Source organism: Kitasatospora sp. NEAU-CNBT7 (assembly GCF_057220535.1).
Genome location: NZ_JBXQQB010000007.1, coordinates 92,713 through 110,818, shown reverse-complemented (window position 1 = coordinate 110,818; position 18,106 = coordinate 92,713). Strand labels below are relative to the sequence as shown.

Here is an 18,106-nt window from a genome sequence, read left to right as displayed (position 1 = left end):
TCAGTTCTCCTCTCCACCCTGCGGGGCGGGCTGCGGGACGGCCGGTGCGGCCGGGGCCGGCTGCTGCCCGGCCGGTACGGCGGCGCCCTGGCCCTGCTGCCAGCCGGCGCCCCAGACCGGCGGCGCGCCGGGTGCGCCCGGTGCGCCCGGGCCCGCGTGGTACTCCACCGAGTCCGCGGTCATCTGCATGAACGCCTCCTCCAGCGAGGCCTGCTGCTGGCTGAGTTCGTGCAGGGTGATGCCGTGCTGCGCGGCCAGGTCGCCGAGGAAGGTCAGATCGCCGTTCTCGACCTCGTACGCGCCGCCGGCCACCTGCTCGGCCTGCAGCCCGGCGCCGTGCAGCGCGTCCAGCAGCTGCTCGGGGTGCGGGGTGCGGATCCGGGCGGCGGAGCGGGCGTTCTGCTTGATGAACTCGGCCATCGACAGGTCGGCCAGCAGCCGGCCCTTGCCGATCACTACCAGGTGGTCGGCGGTCAGCGCCATCTCGCTCATCAGGTGCGAGGAGACGAAGACCGTCCGGCCCTCGGAGGCCAGGCCCTTCATCAGGTTGCGGATCCACAGGATGCCCTCGGGGTCGAGCCCGTTGACCGGCTCGTCGAACATCAGGATCTCGGGGTCGCCGAGCAGCGCGGAGGCGATGCCCAGACGCTGGCCCATGCCGAGCGAGAAGCCCTTGGCGCGCTTCTTGGCCACCGGGGTGAGACCGACCAGGGCCAGCACCTCGTCCACCCGGGAGCGCGGGATCCGGTTGCTCTGCGCCAGCCACAGCAGGTGGTCGTAGGCGGAGCGGCCGGGGTGGACGGCCTTGGCCTCCAGCAGTGCGCCGATCTTCTTCAGCGGCTCGGACAGCTGCCCGTAGCCCTTGCCGTCGATGGTGACCCGGCCGCTGGTCGGGCGGTCCAGGTCGAGGATCATGCGCATGGTGGTGGACTTGCCGGCACCGTTGGGTCCGAGGAAGCCCGTCACGACGCCCTGGGGCACCTGGAAGCTGAGCCCGTCCACGGCCAGCTTAGTGCCGTATCGTTTCGTCAGTTGATGCAGTTCGATCATGTCGCTCCCTCACTCTCCGTCAGATTATGGCAAAGCGGGTATTGAGGCGCGCTGGCTGCGGGAGGTCGGTGGCCCGCAATACGGTGGCACCATGACCCTCCCCACTGCACCCGCCGGCCACGCGCGCGCCACCGGCACCCCGCTCGTCCTGCTGCACGCCTTCCCGTTCTCCGCCCGGATGTGGGCCGCCCAGCTGGAGCGGCTCGCCGGTGCGGCGGGGGAGCTGGCCCGGGTGTTCGCCCCCGACCAGCGCGGCTTCGGGGCGGCTCCGCTCGGTGACGACGCCCCCTCGCTCGACCTGGTCGCCGACGACGTCGCCCGGCTGCTGGACGAGGCCGAGGTGGACCGTGCGGTGGTGGGCGGACTGTCGATGGGCGGGTACGTCGCGATGGCCTTCGCCCGGCGCCACCCCGACCGGCTGTGCGGTCTGCTGCTCGCCGACACCAAGGCCGCCCCCGACACCGAACAGGCCCGTACCAACCGCGAGCGGATCGCCGCGGCCGTGCTGGCCCGGGACAGCGTACAGCTGCTGGCCGAGGAGAAGGTGGCCGAGAGCCTGCTCGGTCCCGCGGCCGGTCCCGACCTGCTCGCCGAGGTCCGCGCGATGATCGCCGAGGCCTCCCCGCGGGCCGTCGCCTGGGCCCAGCGCGCGATGGCCGCCCGCGGCGACTCGCTGGAGGTACTGGCGGCCGTCGACGTACCGGCCGCCGTCATCGTCGGCGAGGCCGACGCCGTGACCCCGCTGGCCGAGGCCCGGATGATGGCCGAGGCGATGGCCGACGCCGAACTGACCGTCATCCCCGCGGTCGGCCACCTCAGCTCGCTGGAGGCCCCCGAGACCTTCGACGCCGCGGTGCGCGCCCTGCTGCGACGGGTGCACGCCTGACCGGCGCCGGACAGCACGGCGGGCCCGTACCGGGATCGGTACGGGCCCGCCGGGCACCGCGTCAGCGTCGGACCGCGCCAGGGATCAGCGGGACTGCTGGGCCGGCACGCCGAGGGCGTCGTCGGCCGGCAGGGTGGCGGCGGCCACGGCCGCGCCGGTCAGCGTGGCGAGCATCTCGCGCACGTTGGTGAGCTGGGCGTTGATCGAGTCGCGGCGGTTGGTGAGCGCCGCCAGCTCGCGCTCGGACTCGCTGCGGACCCGGTCGGCCTTGGCGTTGGCGTCGGCGACGATGTCCTCGGCCTGGCGCTGCGCGGTCTCCACCGTCTGGCGGGCGCGGCGCTCGGCGTCGGTGCGCAGCTTCTCCGCCTCCAGGCGGAGCTGCTCGGCCCGGTGCTCGATCTCGGCCAGCCGCTTCTCGGCCTTCGCCTGACGGGCCGCCAGGTCGCGCTCGGACTGCTCGCGGCGCTTGGCCAGGTTGGTCTCGAACTCCAGCGCTGCCTGGGCGGCCTTGGTGCGGGTCTCCTCGAAGAGGGCGTCCGCCTCCTCGCGCTTGTTCTGGGCGTCCTTGTTGGCCTCGGCGCGCAGCTGGGCGCTGTCGCTCTTGGCCTTGTCGACGATCCGCAGACCCTCGTCCTCGGCCTTGGCCTTGCGGTCCTTGGCGTAGTTCTCCGCCTCGGAACGGACCTGCTGGGCGGCCGCCTCGGCCAGCTCGCGGTGCTGCTCGGCGGCGCGGTGCGCCTCCTCGCGCAGGTCCTTGGCCTCCTCCTCGGCGAGCCGGAGGATCTTCTCCACCCGGGCGCCGAGACCGGCGTAGGACGGCTCCGCGTCGGCGACCTGCGCCTGGGCGCTCTGGGTCTCCAGGTGGAGCTCCTCGATGCGCTTCTCCAGCGCGCCGATCCGGGCCAGCGCGCTGTCGCGATCGGCTACCAGCTTGGCGATCCGCTCGTCGACCTGGGCGCGCTCGTACCCACGGCGTACCAGGTCGAAGCCGTGCGGGGAGTGACTGTCGCTCATGGGATTTCTGGGCTTCCTGTCGTCGAACCGCTGAGGTGGTTGAGGGAATCCTGACACGTTACCGGAGTGTCATCGGCGAAATGCCGATGCTTCGCGGACAATGTCCGCTCAATCGGGTGGCGCCCCTCCGGAGCGATTGCCACCCGATCGGGGGGCACCGACTCCGGCGCCGGCCTTCGACGCCCCCTCGCGGGCGACGGGCCCGGTACCTGCTCCGCGACCACCGCCCTTACCGCTTCCCCCGCTTGCCTGGGCCACCGGTGACGGAGCCTCGAACGCCTCCAGTGCCGACAGCACGTCCTGGACCCGGGAGATCTCGGTGTTGATGTCCTTGCGCCGCCGGACCAGCTCGTCCAACTCCCGCTGACCCTCGTCGGTCACGCGCTCCGCCTCGGCCTTCGCCTCGGCGAGCACCCGCCCGGCCTCCTCCTCGGCCTGCCGCAGCTGCGCGTCGGCGCTCTCGTCGACCCGGCGCAGCCGCTTCTCGGCCTCGTCGGCGGCGGCCTCGATCCGCTGCTCCGCGTCCTCCTCGGCGGACTTCAGCTTCGCCTCGGCCTTCACGATCAGCGCCTCGGCCCGCGAGGTGGAGTCCGCCAGCTTCAGCTCGGCCTCCTTCAGCAGGCCCTCTGCCTTGCGGACGGCCGCGATCCGGACCTTGCCGGCCTCCGCGGAGGCCTCCGAGGTCAGCTCGGCGGCCCGCTTCTCGGCGGCCTCGACCAGCTCGGCGGCCCGCTCCTCGGCCTCGGCGACGGCCGCGACCGCCTGCTCCTCGGCCTCGGTCAGCTGCTCCTGGGCGGCCGTCACCAGCGCGTCCACCCGCTCGCCGGCCGACTTCATGGCCTGCGCGTTCTCCTTGCGGGCCCGCGCGTGCAGCGCCTCGATCTCGGCGTCGGTGCGCTCGCGCAGCTCCTCGGCGCGCTCGCGGATCGCGGTGGAGTCCCGGCGGGCCTCGGAGAGCAGCGCGTCGGCGTCCGCCCTGGCCTTCTCGACCTCGGCCTGCCCGGCCGCCTCCCCGGCCGCGACCAGCCGCTCGGCCTCCTTGCGGGCCGCCGCCACCATCGCGTCGGCCTGCTCCTCGGCCGCGGCGGTGGTCGCCAGCGCGGTGGTCTGGGCGTCCTCGCCGAGCTGCTCGGCGTCGGCGAAGGCGCGCTCCAGCACCGACTTGGCCTGGTCCCGGGTGGACTTGTCGAACTGCTCGGCCGCCTCCCGGGTGTCCCGGTCGTACTCCTCGGCGCGGGCCCGGGTGGCGCTGTCGAAGTCCTCCGCCAGCGTGCGGGTGGCCAGCGCGTACTCCTCCGCCTCGGCGCGCAGCGCCGCCGCGAACTCCTCGGCCTCGGCCAGCGCGGCCGCGGCCCGCTCCTCGGCCTCGGCGACGGCCCGGCGGGCCTGCTCCTCGGCGTCCGCCCGGCACTGCCCGGCGAAGTCGAGCGCCGACTGCCGCTCGGCCTCGGCCCCGGCGCGCAGTTCGGTGTCGTACGCCTGCGCGCCGGTGCGCAGCTTGGTGTCGTACGCCTGCGCCTCGGCCCGCTCGCGGGCGATGGCGACGGCCGCGCGCTCCCGGTCCTCGGCCAGTTCGGCGGCGGTGGACTCGCGCAGCTCGGCGGCCTCGCGCTCGGCGGCGGACTTCAGTTCGGCGATCTGCTGGGACGCGGACTCGTGCAGCCCGGCCACCGACTGACGGACCTCGGAGGCCTCGTCCTCGGCCGCCGCGAGCAGCTCGGCGGCCTGCCGGGTGGCGGCCGCGGTCAGCTCCTCGGCCTCGGCGGCGGCGAGTTCACGCTGCTCCTCGGCGTCCCGGCGCAGCTCGGCCGCGCTCTCCCGGGCCTGTTCCAGGTCCCTGGCGCCCTCGGCGCGCAGCTGCTCGGCGGCGGCTTCGGCCTCCGCGCGGGCCGCCTGTGCGGCGCTCTCGGCCTCGGCCAGCTGCTCGGTGGCGGCGGCCTCGGCGGCGGCCAGCTCGCGCTCGGCGCGCTCGCGCAGCTCGGCGGCGTCCCGCTCGGCGGCGGCCCGCGCCTCGGCGGTCTCGGCGGCGGTCCGTTCGGTGAGGGCGGCGGCCTCGGCGGCGGTCCGCTCGCGCAGCTCGTCGGTCTCGGCGACGGTCCGTTCGCGCAGTTCCGCGGTCTCGGCGGCGGTGCGCTCGGTGAGGGCGGCGGCCTCGGCGGCGGTCCGTTCGCGCAGCTCGTCCGTCTCGGCGACGGTCCGCTCGCGCAGCTCGGCGGCCTCGGTCTCGGCGCTCTCCCGGTCGGCCTTGGCGGCGGCGAGCAGCTCGCTCGTCTCGGTCTGCTCGCGGAGCAGGCCGGCGGCGGCCTCCTCGCGCTCGCGGCGGCTCTCCTCGCGCAGCGCCTGGGCGGCGGCCTCGGCCTCGGCGAGCTCCTCGCGGGCCCGGTTCGCGGTCTCGGTGCGGTGGCTCTCGGCCCAGGTGCGGGCCTCTTCGCGGGTGTCCTCGGCGGCGGTCTGGGCCTCCGCGCGCAGCTCGGTGTCGTACGCCTGGGCCTGGGCCTGCAGCGACTCGGCGGCGGCCAGCGCCTCGGCCCGTACCCGCTGGTCGAACTCGGCTGCCTCGCGCCGCAGTTCGGCGGTCTCCCGCTCGGCGGCGGCCCGGTTCTCGGCGGCGGCGGCCTTCGCGGCGGCCAGCGCCTCCTGGTGCTGCTGGGCGGCGGTGGCGGCGAGCTTCTCGGCCTCGGAGCGGGCCCGGCCGAGCGTCTGCTCCGCGCGGGCCTGGGTCTCGGCGGCCTGCTCGGCGGCCTGCGCGCGCTGGCGCTCGACCTCGGCGGTCGCGCCGGCGCGCAGCTCGTCGGCGTCGGCCTTCGCCCGGGTCAGCAGTTCCTCGGCGGTCTTGGCCGACTCCTCGACCTGCACCACGGCCTGGCGGCGGGCCTCGGCGCGGATCCGCTCGGCCTGGGCCTCGGCCTCGGCGCGCAGCTCCTCGGCCTCGGCGCGCAGCCGGGCGGCCTCCTCGTGCATCCGCTCCATCTGCTCGCGGACGGCGGCGGCGTCGTCCAGCGCGGCGTTCTGGGCCTGCTCGACGACGGCCTCGGCCTGCTCGCGCAGCCGCTGGGCCTCCGCGGCGGCCTCCGCGCGGACCCGCTCGGCCTCGGCGGCGGCCTCCGCGCGGGAGGCCTCGGTGTCCCGGGCGGCGCGGCCGAGGATGTCCTCGGCCTGCTTGGCGGCCTTGGCGAGCCGGACGGCGGCGTCCTTCGCGCCCTCGGCGCGGCCGCTCTCCTCGGCCTCGGCGCGCAGCTGCCCGGCGGCGGCCTCGGCCTCGGCGCGCAGGGCGGCGATCTCCCGTTCGGCCTCGGCCCGCAGCTCGGCGATGGCGGTCTCGGCCTCGGTGCGCAGCTGGGTGGCGACGCTCTCGGCGGCGCCGCGCAGCCGTTCGCTCTCCTCGGCGGCGGCGGCCTTGGCGGCCTCGGCCTCGGCCTGGGCGGTGGCGGCGGCGGACTTGATCAGGTCGGCCTCGCGGGTGGCGGCGGCGACCATCCGGGCGATCTCGGCCCGGGCGGTGAGCGAGCGCTGCTCGCTGGCGGCCTCGCCGTCGGCGACCTTCTGCTCGGCGGCGGCCTCGGCCTCGGCCTGCAGGCGCTGGGCGGCGGCCTCGGCCTGGATGCGCAGCTCGGTGGCCTCGCGGCGGGCCCGTTCGGCCTCCGCCTCGACCTCGGCGCGCAGCCGCTCTATCTCGGCCTGGGCCTGGGACAGGGCGGCGGCGGCGCGCTCCTGGTCGGCCTGGACCCGCTGCTTGAGGGCGGTGATCTCGGCCTGCGCGGCGGCGAGCTGCCGCTCCGCGGCGGCCTGCGCGCCGGCCAGCTGCTGCTGGGCCTGGTTGGCGGCGCTGCCGCGCAGTTCCTCGGCGGCGGCGCTGGCCTGCTGGGCCTGCTCGGAGGCGGCCCGCAGCAGGCGTTCGGCGTCGGTCTGGGCGCGCTGGAGGGCGGCCTCGGCGGCGGCGCGGGCCTCGCCGCGGGCGGCGTCGACGTCGGCGGCGGTCTGGGCCCGGGCCTGGTCGGCGAGGGCAGCGGCCTCCGCGCGGGCGGCGGCGACCATCCGCTCGGACTCGGCGCGGGCCTCCTGGAGCAGGCGCTGGGCCTCCTGCTCGGTGCCGGCCCTGGCCTGCTCGGCCCAGTTGACGTTCTCGTTGACGTGGCGCTCGGCGGAGCGGCGCAGCTCGGTGAGCTCGTCCTCCAGCTGGCGGCGCCGGGCGCCGAGCTCGGCCTCCAGCTGCGCGGTGCGCTCGGCGGCCTCGGCCATCAGCCGCTGGGTGGCGGCCTGCGACTCGCGGAACTGGCGCTCGGCGTCCGCGCGCAGCGCCTCGGCCTGCAGCTCGGCGTTGCGCAGGAGCTGCTCGGCCTGGCCGTTGACGGAGTCGAAGGCGCGCGGCTGAGCGAGCTGCCGCCGGGCCTCGTGCAGCTTGGCCCGGAGCACCTCCACCTGGTAGGCGAGGTCCTCGGCATGCTCGATGGTCTTGTCCCGCTCCTTGCGAGCCCGCTCCAACTCGGCCTCGAACTGGGAGAGGTGATCCTCAACCTCGTAGCGGTCGTAGCCCCGCACTCCGCGGTCCCATCCATCTCCTGGTCGCGTCCTCGACCCGGCCGGTCCAGTGGCCCCCGGAATTCCGGGGCCGGACCGGCTGGTCCTTGCAGCCGCGGCTGGTGCCACGGGTCGGAGCCGCCGTGCGGTGGTGCGCGACGGTGTCGCGCTCCGCCGTCCGGGTGGACTCCTGAGCGAACTCTTGCCTTGGGAGAATGGTGACAGATCCGAACTGCGACCGTTCAGCCGTGCCCGCGTAGTGGACTCCCCTGCAACGAGACGAGCCGTCGGATGATCAGCCCCACTCGCGCTCGGCCGTGCCCGCCGGACCGGTCCTCCCCGGAGCATTGGCGCACTTGGGCATTGTAGTGGGCGCGGCCCCGGGGGGAATGGGGGCACCTCTCTTTTCCGAAGTTACCGACGGGTCGGGCCCGAACCGGGTATATGCGGTCAGTGCTCCTGCGGCGCCGCCGAGGTCACCAGCTCGGTCAGCACCCCGCCGCAGTCCTTCGGGTGCAGGAAGGTGATCCGCGAGCCCATCGAGCCGATCCGCGGCTCGTCGTACAGCACCCGCACGCCCTTGGCGCGGATGTCCGCGGCCTCGCCGTCGACGTCGGCGGTGCCGAACGCGATGTGGTGCACGCCCTCGCCGTTCTTGGCGAGCCACTTGGCGACCGTGGAGTCCTCGCGGGTGGGCTCCAGCAGCTGCAGGTACGAGGCGCCGCCGTCACCGGTGTCGTTGATCTTCAGCATCGCCTCGCGGACGCCCTGCTCCTCGTTCACCTCGGAGTGGAACACCTCGAAGCCGTAGGTGGCACGGTAGAACTCCACCGTCCTGTCGAGGTCGAAGCAGGCGATGCCGATGTGGTCGATACGGGTCAGCATGACGGCCTCCGGGGGCGCGGTCGGTCGGACGGGGCCACCAGTGCAGCGCATCGCGGCAGGCCGGCGCCACCACGCGGCGTGCGAGCCTGCTCACAATTCACTCGCCGCGCCCTGACACGGTGTTGACTGGGCAGTGCCAGTGCCACTGATCACACCCTCGCGCCGGTGACGGCGGGGTTACACGTCAGTACATTGAGCCGCATCCCCACACCCTCTCCTGGCCATGACGCGCGAAGGAGCTCGTCCCATGACTACCTCAGTGATCGTCGCGGGTGCCCGCACCCCGATGGGCCGGCTGCTCGGCTCGCTCAAGGGCTTCTCCGGCGCCGAACTCGGCGGCTTCGCCATCAAGGCCGCGCTGGAGCGGGCGGGCGTGACCGGCGAGCAGGTGCAGTACGTGATCATGGGCCAGGTGCTGCAGGCCGGGGCCGGCCAGATCCCGGCCCGCCAGGCCGCCATCAAGGCCGGCATCCCGATGAACGTCCCGGCGCTGACCATCAACAAGGTCTGCCTCTCCGGTCTCGACGCCATCGCGCTGGCCGACCAGCTGATCCGGGCCGGCGAGTTCGACATCGTGGTGGCCGGCGGCCAGGAGTCCATGACCAACGCCCCGCACCTGCTGCCCAAGTCCCGCGAGGGCTACAAGTACGGCGCCGTCGAGCTGCTGGACGCGATGGCCTACGACGGCCTGACCGACGCCTACGAGAACATCCCGATGGGCGAGTCCACCGAGAAGCACAACACCCGCCTGGGCATCGGCCGCGAGGTGCAGGACCACCTCGCCGCGCTCTCCCACCAGCGCGCCGCCGCCGCCCAGAAGAACGGCGTCTTCGAGGCCGAGATCGTCCCGGTAGAGATCCCGCAGCGCAAGGGCGACCCGGTGCTGTTCGCCCAGGACGAGGGCATCCGCGGCGACACCACGGTCGAGACCCTGGCCAAGCTGCGCCCGGCCTTCACCAAGGACGGCACCATCACCGCCGGCACCTCCTCGCAGATCTCCGACGGCGCCGCCGCCGTGGTCGTGATGAGCAAGGCCAAGGCCGAGGAGCTGGGCCTGAGCTGGATCGCCGAGATCGGCGCCCACGGCAACGTGGCCGGCCCGGACAACTCGCTGCAGTCGCAGCCGTCCAACGCGATCAAGCACGCGCTCGCCAAGGAGGGCCTGGAGGTCGCCGACCTCGACCTGGTCGAGATCAACGAGGCCTTCGCGGCCGTCGCCCACCAGTCGATGAAGGACCTCGGCATCACCGAGGAGAAGGTCAACGTCAACGGCGGCGCGATCGCGCTCGGCCACCCGATCGGGATGTCCGGCGCCCGCGTGGTGCTGCACCTGGCGCTGGAGCTGCAGCGCCGCGGCGGCGGCGTCGGCGCGGCCGCGCTGTGCGGCGGCGGCGGCCAGGGCGACGCCCTGATCGTCCGGGTGCCCAAGGCCTGACCGGCCGGCCGACACTGACACCGGGGCTGCTCGCCGGGACGACACCGTCCCGGCGAGCAGTCCCGTTCCCGATCGAGGAGCACGCTGATGGTCGATGTCGCCACGCTGGTCGAGCAGGCCAGGGAGGGCCGGCCGCGGGCCGTCGCCCGGCTGATCACGCTGGTGGAGAACGCCGCCCCGCAGTTGCGCGAGGTGATGGCCGCGCTGACCCCGTACACCGGGCAGGCCTACACGGTCGGGCTGACCGGCTCGCCGGGGGTCGGCAAGTCCACCTCGACCTCCGCGCTGGTCTCCGCGTACCGGCGGCTCGGCAAGCGGGTCGGGGTGCTGGCGGTCGACCCGTCCTCGCCGTTCTCCGGCGGGGCGCTGCTCGGTGACCGGGTCCGGATGCAGGACCACGCCACCGACCCGGAGGTGTTCATCCGCTCCATGGCCACCCGCGGCCACCTCGGCGGGCTGTCCTGGGCGGCCCCGCAGGCGCTGCGGGTGCTGGACGGGGCCGGCTGCGAGGTGATCCTGGTGGAGACGGTCGGCGTCGGCCAGTCCGAGGTGGAGATCGCCGCCCAGGCCGACACCACGGTGGTCCTGCTGGCCCCCGGCATGGGGGACGGGATCCAGGCCGCCAAGGCCGGGATCCTGGAGATCGGCGACGTGTTCGTGGTCAACAAGGCCGACCGCGACGGCGCCGACGCCACCGCCCGCGAGCTCAACCACATGCTCGGCCTCGGCGAGTCCCGCGAGCCGGGGGACTGGCGCCCGCCGATCGTCAAGACGGTCGCCGCCCGCGGCGAGGGCATGGACGAGGTGGTCGAGGCGCTGGAGAAGCACCGCGCCTGGCTGGAGGCCAGCGGCGAACTCGCGGCCCGGCGCCGCCGCCGCGCCGCCGACGAGGTGCAGGCCATCGCGCTGGCCGCACTGCGGGCCAGGATCGGCGACCTGCGCGGCGACCGGCGGCTGTCGGCGCTGGCCGAGCGGGTCGCCGCGGGCGAACTCGACCCGTACGGCGCGGCCGACCAGCTGGTCGCCGACCTGACCGGCGCCGGCTGAGCCCACCCGCCCGCGGCGGTGCCCGCCCCGGGCGCCGCCACCGGGGGCGGGCTCTCTACGATCTTGGGCTGTGACCACGCCCGAGCCCCAGTCGTCGCCCGCGCCCACCCCAGCCGCGCCTTCCCCTGCCGCGCCTTCGCCCGCTGTGCCCGAGGCGGCCGCCGCCCCGGTCCCACCTGCCGTCCCGCCCTTCGCGGCACCCGCCGCGCCCGATCCGTACGGCTACCCCTCGCCGTACGCCGCGCCGCCGCCCGGGTTCCGTCCGGCGCCGTCCGGCGCGGCCCGCAAGGCCGTCATCGCGGCGACCGGGGTGGCCGCGGCCGCGCTGGTGTTCCTGGTGGGAGTGGCGGCCGGCTGGGCAGGGCACGGCAGGAACGATTCTCCGGCCGCGGCGGCAGCCGGGACCTGCGGGGAGCGGCCCGCTTCCGCCGTCGCGTTCCACGCGCGCCCGGCGGCCGACTGCCCGCCGACCCGGCCGGCGCCGGCGGTCACCGTCACCGCCACCGTCACCGCGACGGTGGCGCCCGTCCTGCCGAGCCCGCCGAGCCCGGCTGCCTCGGCCGAGGAGTTCAAGGCCTTCGTCGCGGCCAACGGCACCGCGGCCCAGAAGGCGGCGGTCAAGCACGTCCAGAAGGTGACGCTGCCGGCCCGGCTGGACGGTTCCTCGGCCATGGTCAACGTGCTCACCGACCTGGACGAGGACTTCCTGGCCGCCGCGGCCAAGGGGGAGCTGCTGGTCACCGCCTTCACCGAGTGGAAGCACGCGGCCAACGGCGTGGTCACCGTGCTCGCCGCCAACGGCCAGGTGCTGGGCAGCGGCCGCTTCTGAGCCCGCGGGACCACCGGCCGCCGCACCGGCTGCGGCCACCGGCCTGCGCCGGGAGGCCGGCCGGTCGGTCTCCGGCCGGTCAGCCCCGGCCGCGGAGGTTGCGCAGGTGCTCGGCGACCGGGGCCAGCGCCTGGTACATCGCGTCGATCTGCTCCGGCGTGAAGCGGTCGACGAAGTGCTGCCGGACGCTGCGGACGTGGTCCGGGGCGACCTTCTGCATGGTGTCCCAGCCGAGCTCGGTGAGGTTGGCGTAGAGGCCGCGGCGGTCGCCCGGACACTCCTGGCGCAGGACCAGGCCGGCCGCCTCCATCCTGGTGATCTGGTGCGAGAGCCGGCTCTTGGACTGGAGGGTCGCGGTGGCCAGGTCGGTCATCCGCATCCGCCGGTCCGGGGCCTCGGAGAGCACCACCAGGATCTCGTAGTCGTTGATGGCGAGGTTGTGCGGCTGCAGTTCCCGGCCGAGCTGGTAGTCGAGGAGCTTGCTGACCTCCAGATGGGCACGCCAGAACCGCTGCTCCGCGGCGGTGAGCCAGGGGGTCTCCGCCTCGGACTCGGAGGCGGAGACCGCCGGCGCTTCGGTCAGGTTCGTTTCCATGGCGCCAGCATAACCCGGATTGTTAAAAGTTGTACAATGTACGGCGGGCCGGTCGGGCGCGGCTCAGAGCCCGAACCGGCGGCCCAGGTCACCGAGGTTGCCCAGGCCCGGGATGTTCACGTTCGGCAGCTGCTGCTGCCCGTGTCCGCCCGGCTGCTGGTGCGGCACGCCGCTGCCGGGCACGCCGGCCTCCGCGTGCACCACGCCCACCGAGCGCTCGGCCATCAGCTTCTCGCTGGACTGCAGCAGCACCTGCCCGGCCCCGATGAACTCGAACTGGTGCTCCTCGCCGGAGGCGCCGCCGAGCCCGGTCAGGTGCCGCAGGCCGCCGATCAGACCGTGCATGTAGCCGTGGTCGTAGTGGTGGCACGGCGCGGGGCAGTCCGCCCAGCCGACCAGCGCCTGCGGGTCGACCCGGATCGGCGGCTCGACGAAGTGCACCGGCCCGTTGGAGGCCGCCACGAACTTGCCGGTGCCGATCAGCGTGAGGAAGCCCGGGATGATCGACTGCTTCAGCTGCAGGGTCGGCTCGAAGGCCAGCAGGTTCCCCGAGCGGACCGTCAGGTTGCCGTTCTCCAGGTCGTAGGAGTTCAGGTCGAACGCCCGGTCGGCCAGCAGCAGCTTGCCGCGGCCCTCGGCGACCACCCAGTCCGAGGCGTGCAGCGGGGAGTTGAAGTTCCGCTCCAGCATCTGGTCGATCACCCCGCGGCCGATGCCCGAGAAGCGCATGTCGCCGTAGTAGGCGATCATCTTGCCCTTCTGCAGGTAGTACGCGCCGTTGAGGTCCACCGAGAAGGCGTACGGGTTGACGTTGTCGTTCACCGGCAGGGTGTGCGCGTCGTGCACGGTCGGACCCTCGGTGCCCGGCGCGGCGTACGGCAGCGGGGCGCCGTACGCGCCCTGCGGCGGCTGGCCGTAGGGCTGCTGCGGCGGCGGGGCGCCGTACGGCTGGCCGGGCATGGCGGCCTGGGTCTGCTGGTACGACTGGTCGTAGCCCTGCTGCGGGTACGGCGGCTGCCCCGGCTGCGGCTGGCCGTACGGCTGCGGCGGCTGGCCGTAGGGCTGCTGGGGCGGGTACGGCTGCTGGCCGTACGGGGGCTGCGGCGGGTAGGACATCAGAGCTTCTCCTCGCTCGCCTGCACGTACACCACACCGTGGCCGGACAGCTCCAGCTGGAACGCCTCGCCCGAGCCGCGGCCCACCATGTCGCGCCACCCCAGCGCACTGGACAGCTTGTTGGTCACCTGGCCGCGGTGCGCGACGTACGCCTGCGGGTCGACGTGCACCGGCTGGCCGGGGCCGATCGGCAGCTCGAACACGCCGCCGTGCGCCATCACGGCGACCGAGCCGTGGCCGTCCAGCTTGGTGGTGAACAGGCCCTGGCCGGTCACCTGGCCGCGGACGATGCCCATCACGCCGCCCTGCTGGCCCATGAACATGGTCGACTGCTGCAGCGAGCCGTCGAAGGCGAGCAGCCGGTCGGCCTCCACGTAGAGGGTGTCGCCGGTCAGGTCGATCACCTGGACGTTGTGGCCGCCGTGGCCGAACATCACCTTGCCGTGGCCCTCGACGGTCATCAGCGGGGTGTCCTCGTTGGCCACCCGGCGGCCGATCATCGACATCACACCGCCCTGGCCGCCCATCACGTTCGGCGTGAAGGAGACCTCGCCGGTGTACGCGAGCATGGCGCCGCGCTGGCTGAAGACCTTCTGGCCGGGCAGCAGCTGAGCCTCGACCATCTTGTTGTTGATCTTGTTGAACGGCATCAGACGTCACCCCCGAAGGTCATCTTCTCGGAGGGCTGCACGTAGACCAGGCCCTCGCCGGCGAACTCCACCTGCATCGCCTCGCCGCCGCCCTCGCCGATCAGCGTGGTCCAGCCCGCACCCGACTTCAGGCTGCGGTTGAGGTTCCCGGTGTGCGCGATGTACGCGCCCGGGTCGACCCGCAGCGGGGTGCCCTGGGTCACCCGCAGGATGATCGCCGGACCGCGGGAGGTGAGCGCCGCCCAGCCGTGTCCCTCCACCTTGGTGGTGAACAGGCCGTTGCCGGACGCCATCCCGTTGAGGCCGGTGAAGCTGGTGCCGGTGTGCAGGGTCGCCTCGGTGCAGAGCAGGTTCTCGGCCTCGACGTAGAGCGTCTCGCCGTTCAACCGCACCAGGTTGACCTCGCTGGCCTTGTCGGCGAAGAAGCAGGTGCCCTGCCCCTTCACCTCCATCACCACCATCTGTTCACCGGTCAGCCTGCGGGTGACCATGCCCCGCAGCCCGTCGCCGCCACCGGAGAGCTTCTTGAAGCCCATCTGCCCGGTGTAGGCGACCATCGTCCCGTTGCGTGCTTTGACGGTGTCGCCCGTCATGTCGACGGCGAGCACCTTGGACCCTTGGAGTCGAAACTGTGCCACCGGGCGAATGTAACGGCAGCGGGCCCCCTGCGGGGAGAGGGCTCGGGCCATTCGGTACCCAGCTGCGACAGAAGGCGGCGCTATGCCCGGATTTGTCCTGGTAGTCAGGCCTTGACAGGCACCGCACCGGCCGACTGCTCGACCTCCAGCAGCGAGGCCGAGTGCCGTTCGGCCTCGAACGCGGCGTGCCCGCCGCGCAGCCCGAACAGCCGCTTGGAGAGCAGGATCCACAGCACCGCGACGACGTTGAGCAGCAGGGTGCAGATCTTCAGCACGCTGATGTGCTCGGTCAGCTCGTAGACCTCGATCGGCAGGAAGGCGGCGGTCGCGACCACGGCCAGGTACTCCGCCCAGCGCCGGTTCATCCACAGGCCGACCGCCTCGACGACCTCGATCACGGCGTACGCCACCAGGCCGGCCGCCAGCAGCAGCAGCGTCCGGTGCTCGTGGCCGAAGGCCTTGCGGACGGTGTCCACCACCGGCGAGTGCTCCAGGTCCCAGTGGAAGTGGTCGGCCACCGGCCGGAAGACGGTCAGGTTCTCGTCGAAGATCCGCTGGACCGCGTCCTGGCTGTTGGAGAACTTCCACACCGCCCATGCCGCGACCAGCACCAGCAGTCCGCGCAGCCCCCGCTCGACCGCCAGGAAGCGCAGGATGAACAGGTCCCGCAGGGCCCGGCCGCGCGGCACCAGCGGCGCGTCCTCGGCCGGGCCCGCGCCGTGCGGCTCGCCCAGCGCGAAGTCGCCGCAGCGCAGGCAGCGCCAGGCGTCGCCGAGCGCGGTGTGCGCGCGCAGCCGCTCGCGCAGCTCCGGCTCGGTCGGCGCGTACGTGGTGTGGCCGCGCCGGGAGCAGGTCCGGCGGTCCCAGTCGAGCGTGAACATCTGGCAGTGGCCCCCGTATCCGTGGCGGGCCTGTCCGTCAGACCGCGCGCCAGCAGGATAGGGGGGACGGGGGCCCGGACCCGAGCCGGCCGCGCGATCCGTGGCCCGGCTGTGACGAAGGCCGCGCCGCCGGCCGGCGGCGGGACCCGCCCGGGCGCCGGGCGTGCGGTCGGTGATAATGGGTGGCGGCTTGTGCGTCGGTTCACAAGCGCCCCGCCCCGTCGGCACGTCGACCGCCCCGTGAGGACCCACCGTGAAGAGCAGCGCCGTCCACCGCCTGCGCCTTGTCTCCGGCCCCGAGGGCCTGTCCTTCATCCTGCTGCTGGTCTGCTCGGTGCTCAAGCGCACCACCAGCTTCAACGCCGTGCCGGTGATGGGCATGGTGCACGGCGTGCTGTTCATCCTCTACCTGGTGTTCCTGGCGCTGGCCTGGCAGAAGCAGCGCTGGGACGCCAAGCGCGGCATCGTGCTGTTCGTGCTCTCGGTGCTGCCCACCGGCGGGTTCTTCGCCGAGCGGATGCTGGCCAAGGAGGAGCGCGGCGAGCACCCGGCCGCCCGGCGGCAGGCGCCCGCCGCGGCCTGAGCCGCCCCGGGAATTGGCGCAGCGGCCGGGTCCTCCCTGATGGAGATCCCGGCCGCCGCGGGTCTGCGGGGCGCCGTCGGCGTCAGTTGACGTTGACGGCCTTCCAGGCCGCCGCCACCGCGTTGTACTCGGTGGAGGTGGCGCCGTACAGGTCCTTGGCCGCGTTCAGGGTCGCGGTGCGGGCGGCCTTGTAGTTGGTGGTCGACGTCATGTAGACGGTCAGCGCCCGGTACCAGATCTTGGCGGCCTTGTCCCGGCCGATGCCGGTGACGGCGGTGCCGGTGTAGGTCGGGCTGTTGTAGCTGACGCCGTTGATCACCTTCGCGCCGCTGCCCTCGGCCAGCAGGTAGAAGAAGTGGTTGGCGACGCCGGACGAGTAGTGGACGTCCTTGTTGCCGACGGTGGAGGACCAGTAGTCGGCGGAGGCGCCGTCCTTGGAGGGCTTGTCCATGTACCGCAGCGGGGTGCCGTTGCCGTTCAGGTTGAGCCGCTCGCCGATCAGGTAGTCCGGGGTGTCGGTGGGCAGGTTGGCGTAGAACTCGACCATGGTGCCGAAGATGTCGCTGGTGGCCTCGTTGAGGCCGCCGGACTCGCCCGAGTAGTTCAGGCCCGCGGTGGCGGAGGTCACGCCGTGGGTCATCTCGTGGCCGGCCACGTCGATGGCGGTCAGCGGGTGGGTGTTCCCGGAGCCGTCGCCGTACGTCATGCAGAAGCAGCCGTCGTCCCAGAACGCGTTCACGTAGTTGGTGCCGTAGTGCACCTTGCTGTACGCGCCGACGCCGTTGTTCTTGATGCCGTTGCGCCCGTGCACGTTCTTGTAGTAGTCCCAGGTGGTGGCCGCGCCGAACTGGGCGTCCACGGCGGCCGACTGGCCGTTGGAGGCCTGGCCGTTGCCCCAGATGTTGTCGGCGTCCGTGTAGAGGGTGCCGTTCTTGTCGACGGTGTACATCCCGCCGCGGGTGTTGTCCTTCAGCTGGTAGGTGCTGCCGGTGTAGTTGGTGGTCAGCGTCACCGTGCCGTCGAACACGCCGTAGCCGGTGCCGGTGGCGTTGGAGGTGTGGATCTGCTCGTCGCTGGAGAGCAGCTCGCCGGTGGCGGCGTCGGTGACCAGCAGCTGGCTGCTCGGGGTGCCGTCGGCGCGGACGCCCCCGACGGTGGTCCGGTAGGCGAGCCGCGGGGTGCCGGAGGCGGCCCAGACCACCAGCTGGGCGGCGCCGGCCTGGCCGGCCGAGGCGAGCGCGGGCTCGTCGGCGTCCCTGGCGGTCCCGACGGTGGCCTGCACCGCGCCGGCCGCGGCCGCGGACGCCTGGGCGGCGGTGAGCTTCGGGCTGAGCGTGGCGGGGGCGACCGAGCCCTGGACGGCGCGGTCGACGGACTTCACGGTGCCCTTGGCGTCCTGGTGGACCACCAGGTCGCCGCCGAGCACCGGCAGGCCGCCGAAGGTGCGCTCGTAGCGCAGGTGGCGGGTGCCGTCGGCGTCGACGACGGCGTCCTTGACGACCAGCTTCTCCTGGGCGCCGAGGCCGAGGGCCTTGGCGGCGGCGGGCGCCTGGGCGTCGGCCTGCGCGATCAGCGCGGCCCGCTGCTGGGCGGCCACCGGTGCGGGGGAGGCCTCGGCCAGGCCGGCACTCACCTGGATCGCGCTGGCCAGGATCGCCGAGGCGGAGAGGACGGCGCCGACTGTCAGCTTTCGCTTCACGTGCGGATTCCTTCCGGATCAACCGCGTGTGCGCGGTCGCGCCTCGTTCCGGGGCACCGGGGTTAGTGCCAGCGGGGCGGAACGGACGCTGACGTGCTGCTCCGTGCGGTCAGGGGCGTCCACCGGGGGTGGGGGTGGCGGACTGCCCCGACGGGGCTGGGCATTAGCATGACAATTCATTCCGTCAAATGACAGGTCTGCGGCAAGAATTGGCAGATTCCGATCGGCCCCGCGGTGGCCGGCACCCGGCGATACCGGACGCACCGCGGGCGGCGCGGCG

15 protein-coding genes are annotated in these 18,106 nt (G+C 73.7%); 5 read left to right on the top strand and 10 right to left on the bottom strand.

Annotated elements, in window-relative coordinates; genetic code table 11:
• The gene (locus AC2TEW_RS12110) at nucleotides 1–1,050 is read right to left on the bottom strand and encodes an ABC transporter ATP-binding protein (RefSeq protein WP_484623370.1); all 1,050 of its coding nucleotides are present in this window, start codon (nucleotides 1,048–1,050) and stop codon (nucleotides 1–3) included.
• A gap of 91 nt (nucleotides 1,051–1,141) precedes the next feature.
• Here AC2TEW_RS12110 and AC2TEW_RS12105 point away from each other — a divergent pair, with 91 nt between their 5' ends.
• The gene (locus AC2TEW_RS12105; protein WP_484623369.1) at nucleotides 1,142–1,936 is read left to right on the top strand and encodes an alpha/beta fold hydrolase; all 795 of its coding nucleotides are present in this window, start codon (nucleotides 1,142–1,144) and stop codon (nucleotides 1,934–1,936) included.
• An 84-nt stretch (nucleotides 1,937–2,020) separates the two neighbouring features.
• Here AC2TEW_RS12105 and AC2TEW_RS12100 read toward each other — a convergent pair whose 3' ends face one another.
• From AC2TEW_RS12100 to mce, 3 genes are all read right to left on the bottom strand, one after another.
• Nucleotides 2,021–2,950, bottom strand: coding sequence for a coiled-coil domain-containing protein (locus tag AC2TEW_RS12100; RefSeq protein WP_033824091.1), 930 nt, complete (start codon nucleotides 2,948–2,950; stop codon nucleotides 2,021–2,023).
• A gap of 108 nt (nucleotides 2,951–3,058) precedes the next feature.
• Nucleotides 3,059–7,489, bottom strand: a complete 4,431-nt coding sequence (locus tag AC2TEW_RS12095) for a polarized growth protein Scy-related protein (RefSeq protein ID WP_484623368.1) — start codon at nucleotides 7,487–7,489, stop codon at nucleotides 3,059–3,061.
• A gap of 429 nt (nucleotides 7,490–7,918) precedes the next feature.
• Nucleotides 7,919–8,353 (bottom strand): methylmalonyl-CoA epimerase, encoded by a 435-nt coding sequence (gene mce, locus AC2TEW_RS12090; RefSeq protein ID WP_484623367.1) that lies wholly within the window; start codon nucleotides 8,351–8,353, stop codon nucleotides 7,919–7,921.
• A gap of 247 nt (nucleotides 8,354–8,600) precedes the next feature.
• On the opposite strand from mce, the gene AC2TEW_RS12085 reads away from it, so the two are divergent.
• The 3 genes from AC2TEW_RS12085 (at nucleotide 8,601) to AC2TEW_RS12075 (ending at nucleotide 11,664) form a co-directional block, all read left to right on the top strand.
• Nucleotides 8,601–9,788 carry an acetyl-CoA C-acetyltransferase gene (locus AC2TEW_RS12085; protein WP_484623366.1) on the top strand — a complete coding sequence of 396 codons (1,188 nt, stop codon included), beginning with the start codon at nucleotides 8,601–8,603 and terminating at the stop codon, nucleotides 9,786–9,788.
• Between the two features lie 87 nt (nucleotides 9,789–9,875).
• Complete coding sequence (gene meaB / locus AC2TEW_RS12080; RefSeq protein WP_484623365.1) at nucleotides 9,876–10,835, top strand: methylmalonyl Co-A mutase-associated GTPase MeaB; 960 nt, start codon at nucleotides 9,876–9,878, stop codon at nucleotides 10,833–10,835.
• A gap of 70 nt (nucleotides 10,836–10,905) precedes the next feature.
• Nucleotides 10,906–11,664 carry a hypothetical protein gene (locus AC2TEW_RS12075; protein WP_484623364.1) on the top strand — a complete coding sequence of 253 codons (759 nt, stop codon included), beginning with the start codon at nucleotides 10,906–10,908 and terminating at the stop codon, nucleotides 11,662–11,664.
• A gap of 79 nt (nucleotides 11,665–11,743) precedes the next feature.
• Here the strand turns inward: AC2TEW_RS12075 and AC2TEW_RS12070 are convergent, their stop codons facing one another.
• The 5 genes from AC2TEW_RS12070 to AC2TEW_RS12050 all read right to left on the bottom strand — a co-directional run bounded on the left by AC2TEW_RS12070 (nucleotide 11,744) and on the right by AC2TEW_RS12050 (nucleotide 15,544).
• The gene (locus AC2TEW_RS12070) at nucleotides 11,744–12,259 is read right to left on the bottom strand and encodes a MarR family winged helix-turn-helix transcriptional regulator (RefSeq protein WP_051813932.1); all 516 of its coding nucleotides are present in this window, start codon (nucleotides 12,257–12,259) and stop codon (nucleotides 11,744–11,746) included.
• Nucleotides 12,260–12,322: 63 nt separating this feature from the next.
• Nucleotides 12,323–13,219, bottom strand: coding sequence for an AIM24 family protein (locus AC2TEW_RS12065; RefSeq protein WP_484623512.1), 897 nt, complete (start codon nucleotides 13,217–13,219; stop codon nucleotides 12,323–12,325).
• Between the two features lie 155 nt (nucleotides 13,220–13,374).
• Nucleotides 13,375–14,025, bottom strand: a complete 651-nt coding sequence (locus AC2TEW_RS12060) for an AIM24 family protein (RefSeq protein ID WP_033824095.1) — start codon at nucleotides 14,023–14,025, stop codon at nucleotides 13,375–13,377.
• Nucleotides 14,025–14,663: an AIM24 family protein gene (locus AC2TEW_RS12055; protein WP_033824096.1), complete on the bottom strand. Its 639-nt coding sequence runs from the start codon at nucleotides 14,661–14,663 to the stop codon at nucleotides 14,025–14,027. The genes AC2TEW_RS12060 and AC2TEW_RS12055 overlap by 1 nt, the downstream gene beginning before the upstream one ends.
• Before the next feature lie 104 nt (nucleotides 14,664–14,767).
• Nucleotides 14,768–15,544 (bottom strand): DUF2127 domain-containing protein, encoded by a 777-nt coding sequence (locus AC2TEW_RS12050; protein WP_484623363.1) that lies wholly within the window; start codon nucleotides 15,542–15,544, stop codon nucleotides 14,768–14,770.
• A gap of 253 nt (nucleotides 15,545–15,797) precedes the next feature.
• Between AC2TEW_RS12050 and AC2TEW_RS12045 the strand changes: the two genes are divergently transcribed.
• A complete protein-coding gene (locus tag AC2TEW_RS12045) occupies nucleotides 15,798–16,127 on the top strand; it encodes a DUF3817 domain-containing protein (protein ID WP_484623362.1) in 330 nt (109 codons plus the stop codon).
• 82 nt (nucleotides 16,128–16,209) lie between these two features.
• Here AC2TEW_RS12045 and AC2TEW_RS12040 read toward each other — a convergent pair whose 3' ends face one another.
• On the bottom strand, nucleotides 16,210–17,826 hold the full coding sequence (locus AC2TEW_RS12040) for a M4 family metallopeptidase (RefSeq protein WP_484623361.1): 1,617 nt from the start codon (nucleotides 17,824–17,826) through the stop codon (nucleotides 16,210–16,212).
• Between the last annotated feature and the right edge of the window lie 280 nt (nucleotides 17,827–18,106).

Bases quoted from the DNA above. Each gene is read 5' to 3' on its own strand.
- AC2TEW_RS12110 (WP_484623370.1), bottom strand. From the start codon at position 1,050: ATGATCGAACTGCATCAACTGACGAAACGATACGGCACTAAGCTGGCC.
- AC2TEW_RS12105 (WP_484623369.1), top strand. From the start codon at position 1,142: ATGACCCTCCCCACTGCACCCGCCGGCCACGCGCGCGCCACCGGCACC.
- AC2TEW_RS12100 (WP_033824091.1), bottom strand. From the start codon at position 2,950: ATGAGCGACAGTCACTCCCCGCACGGCTTCGACCTGGTACGCCGTGGG.
- mce (WP_484623367.1), bottom strand. From the start codon at position 8,353: ATGCTGACCCGTATCGACCACATCGGCATCGCCTGCTTCGACCTCGAC.
- AC2TEW_RS12085 (WP_484623366.1), top strand. From the start codon at position 8,601: ATGACTACCTCAGTGATCGTCGCGGGTGCCCGCACCCCGATGGGCCGG.
- meaB (WP_484623365.1), top strand. From the start codon at position 9,876: ATGGTCGATGTCGCCACGCTGGTCGAGCAGGCCAGGGAGGGCCGGCCG.
- AC2TEW_RS12070 (WP_051813932.1), bottom strand. From the start codon at position 12,259: ATGGAAACGAACCTGACCGAAGCGCCGGCGGTCTCCGCCTCCGAGTCC.
- AC2TEW_RS12065 (WP_484623512.1), bottom strand. From the start codon at position 13,219: ATGCCCGGCCAGCCGTACGGCGCCCCGCCGCCGCAGCAGCCCTACGGC.
- AC2TEW_RS12060 (WP_033824095.1), bottom strand. From the start codon at position 14,025: ATGCCGTTCAACAAGATCAACAACAAGATGGTCGAGGCTCAGCTGCTG.
- AC2TEW_RS12050 (WP_484623363.1), bottom strand. From the start codon at position 15,544: ATGTTCACGCTCGACTGGGACCGCCGGACCTGCTCCCGGCGCGGCCAC.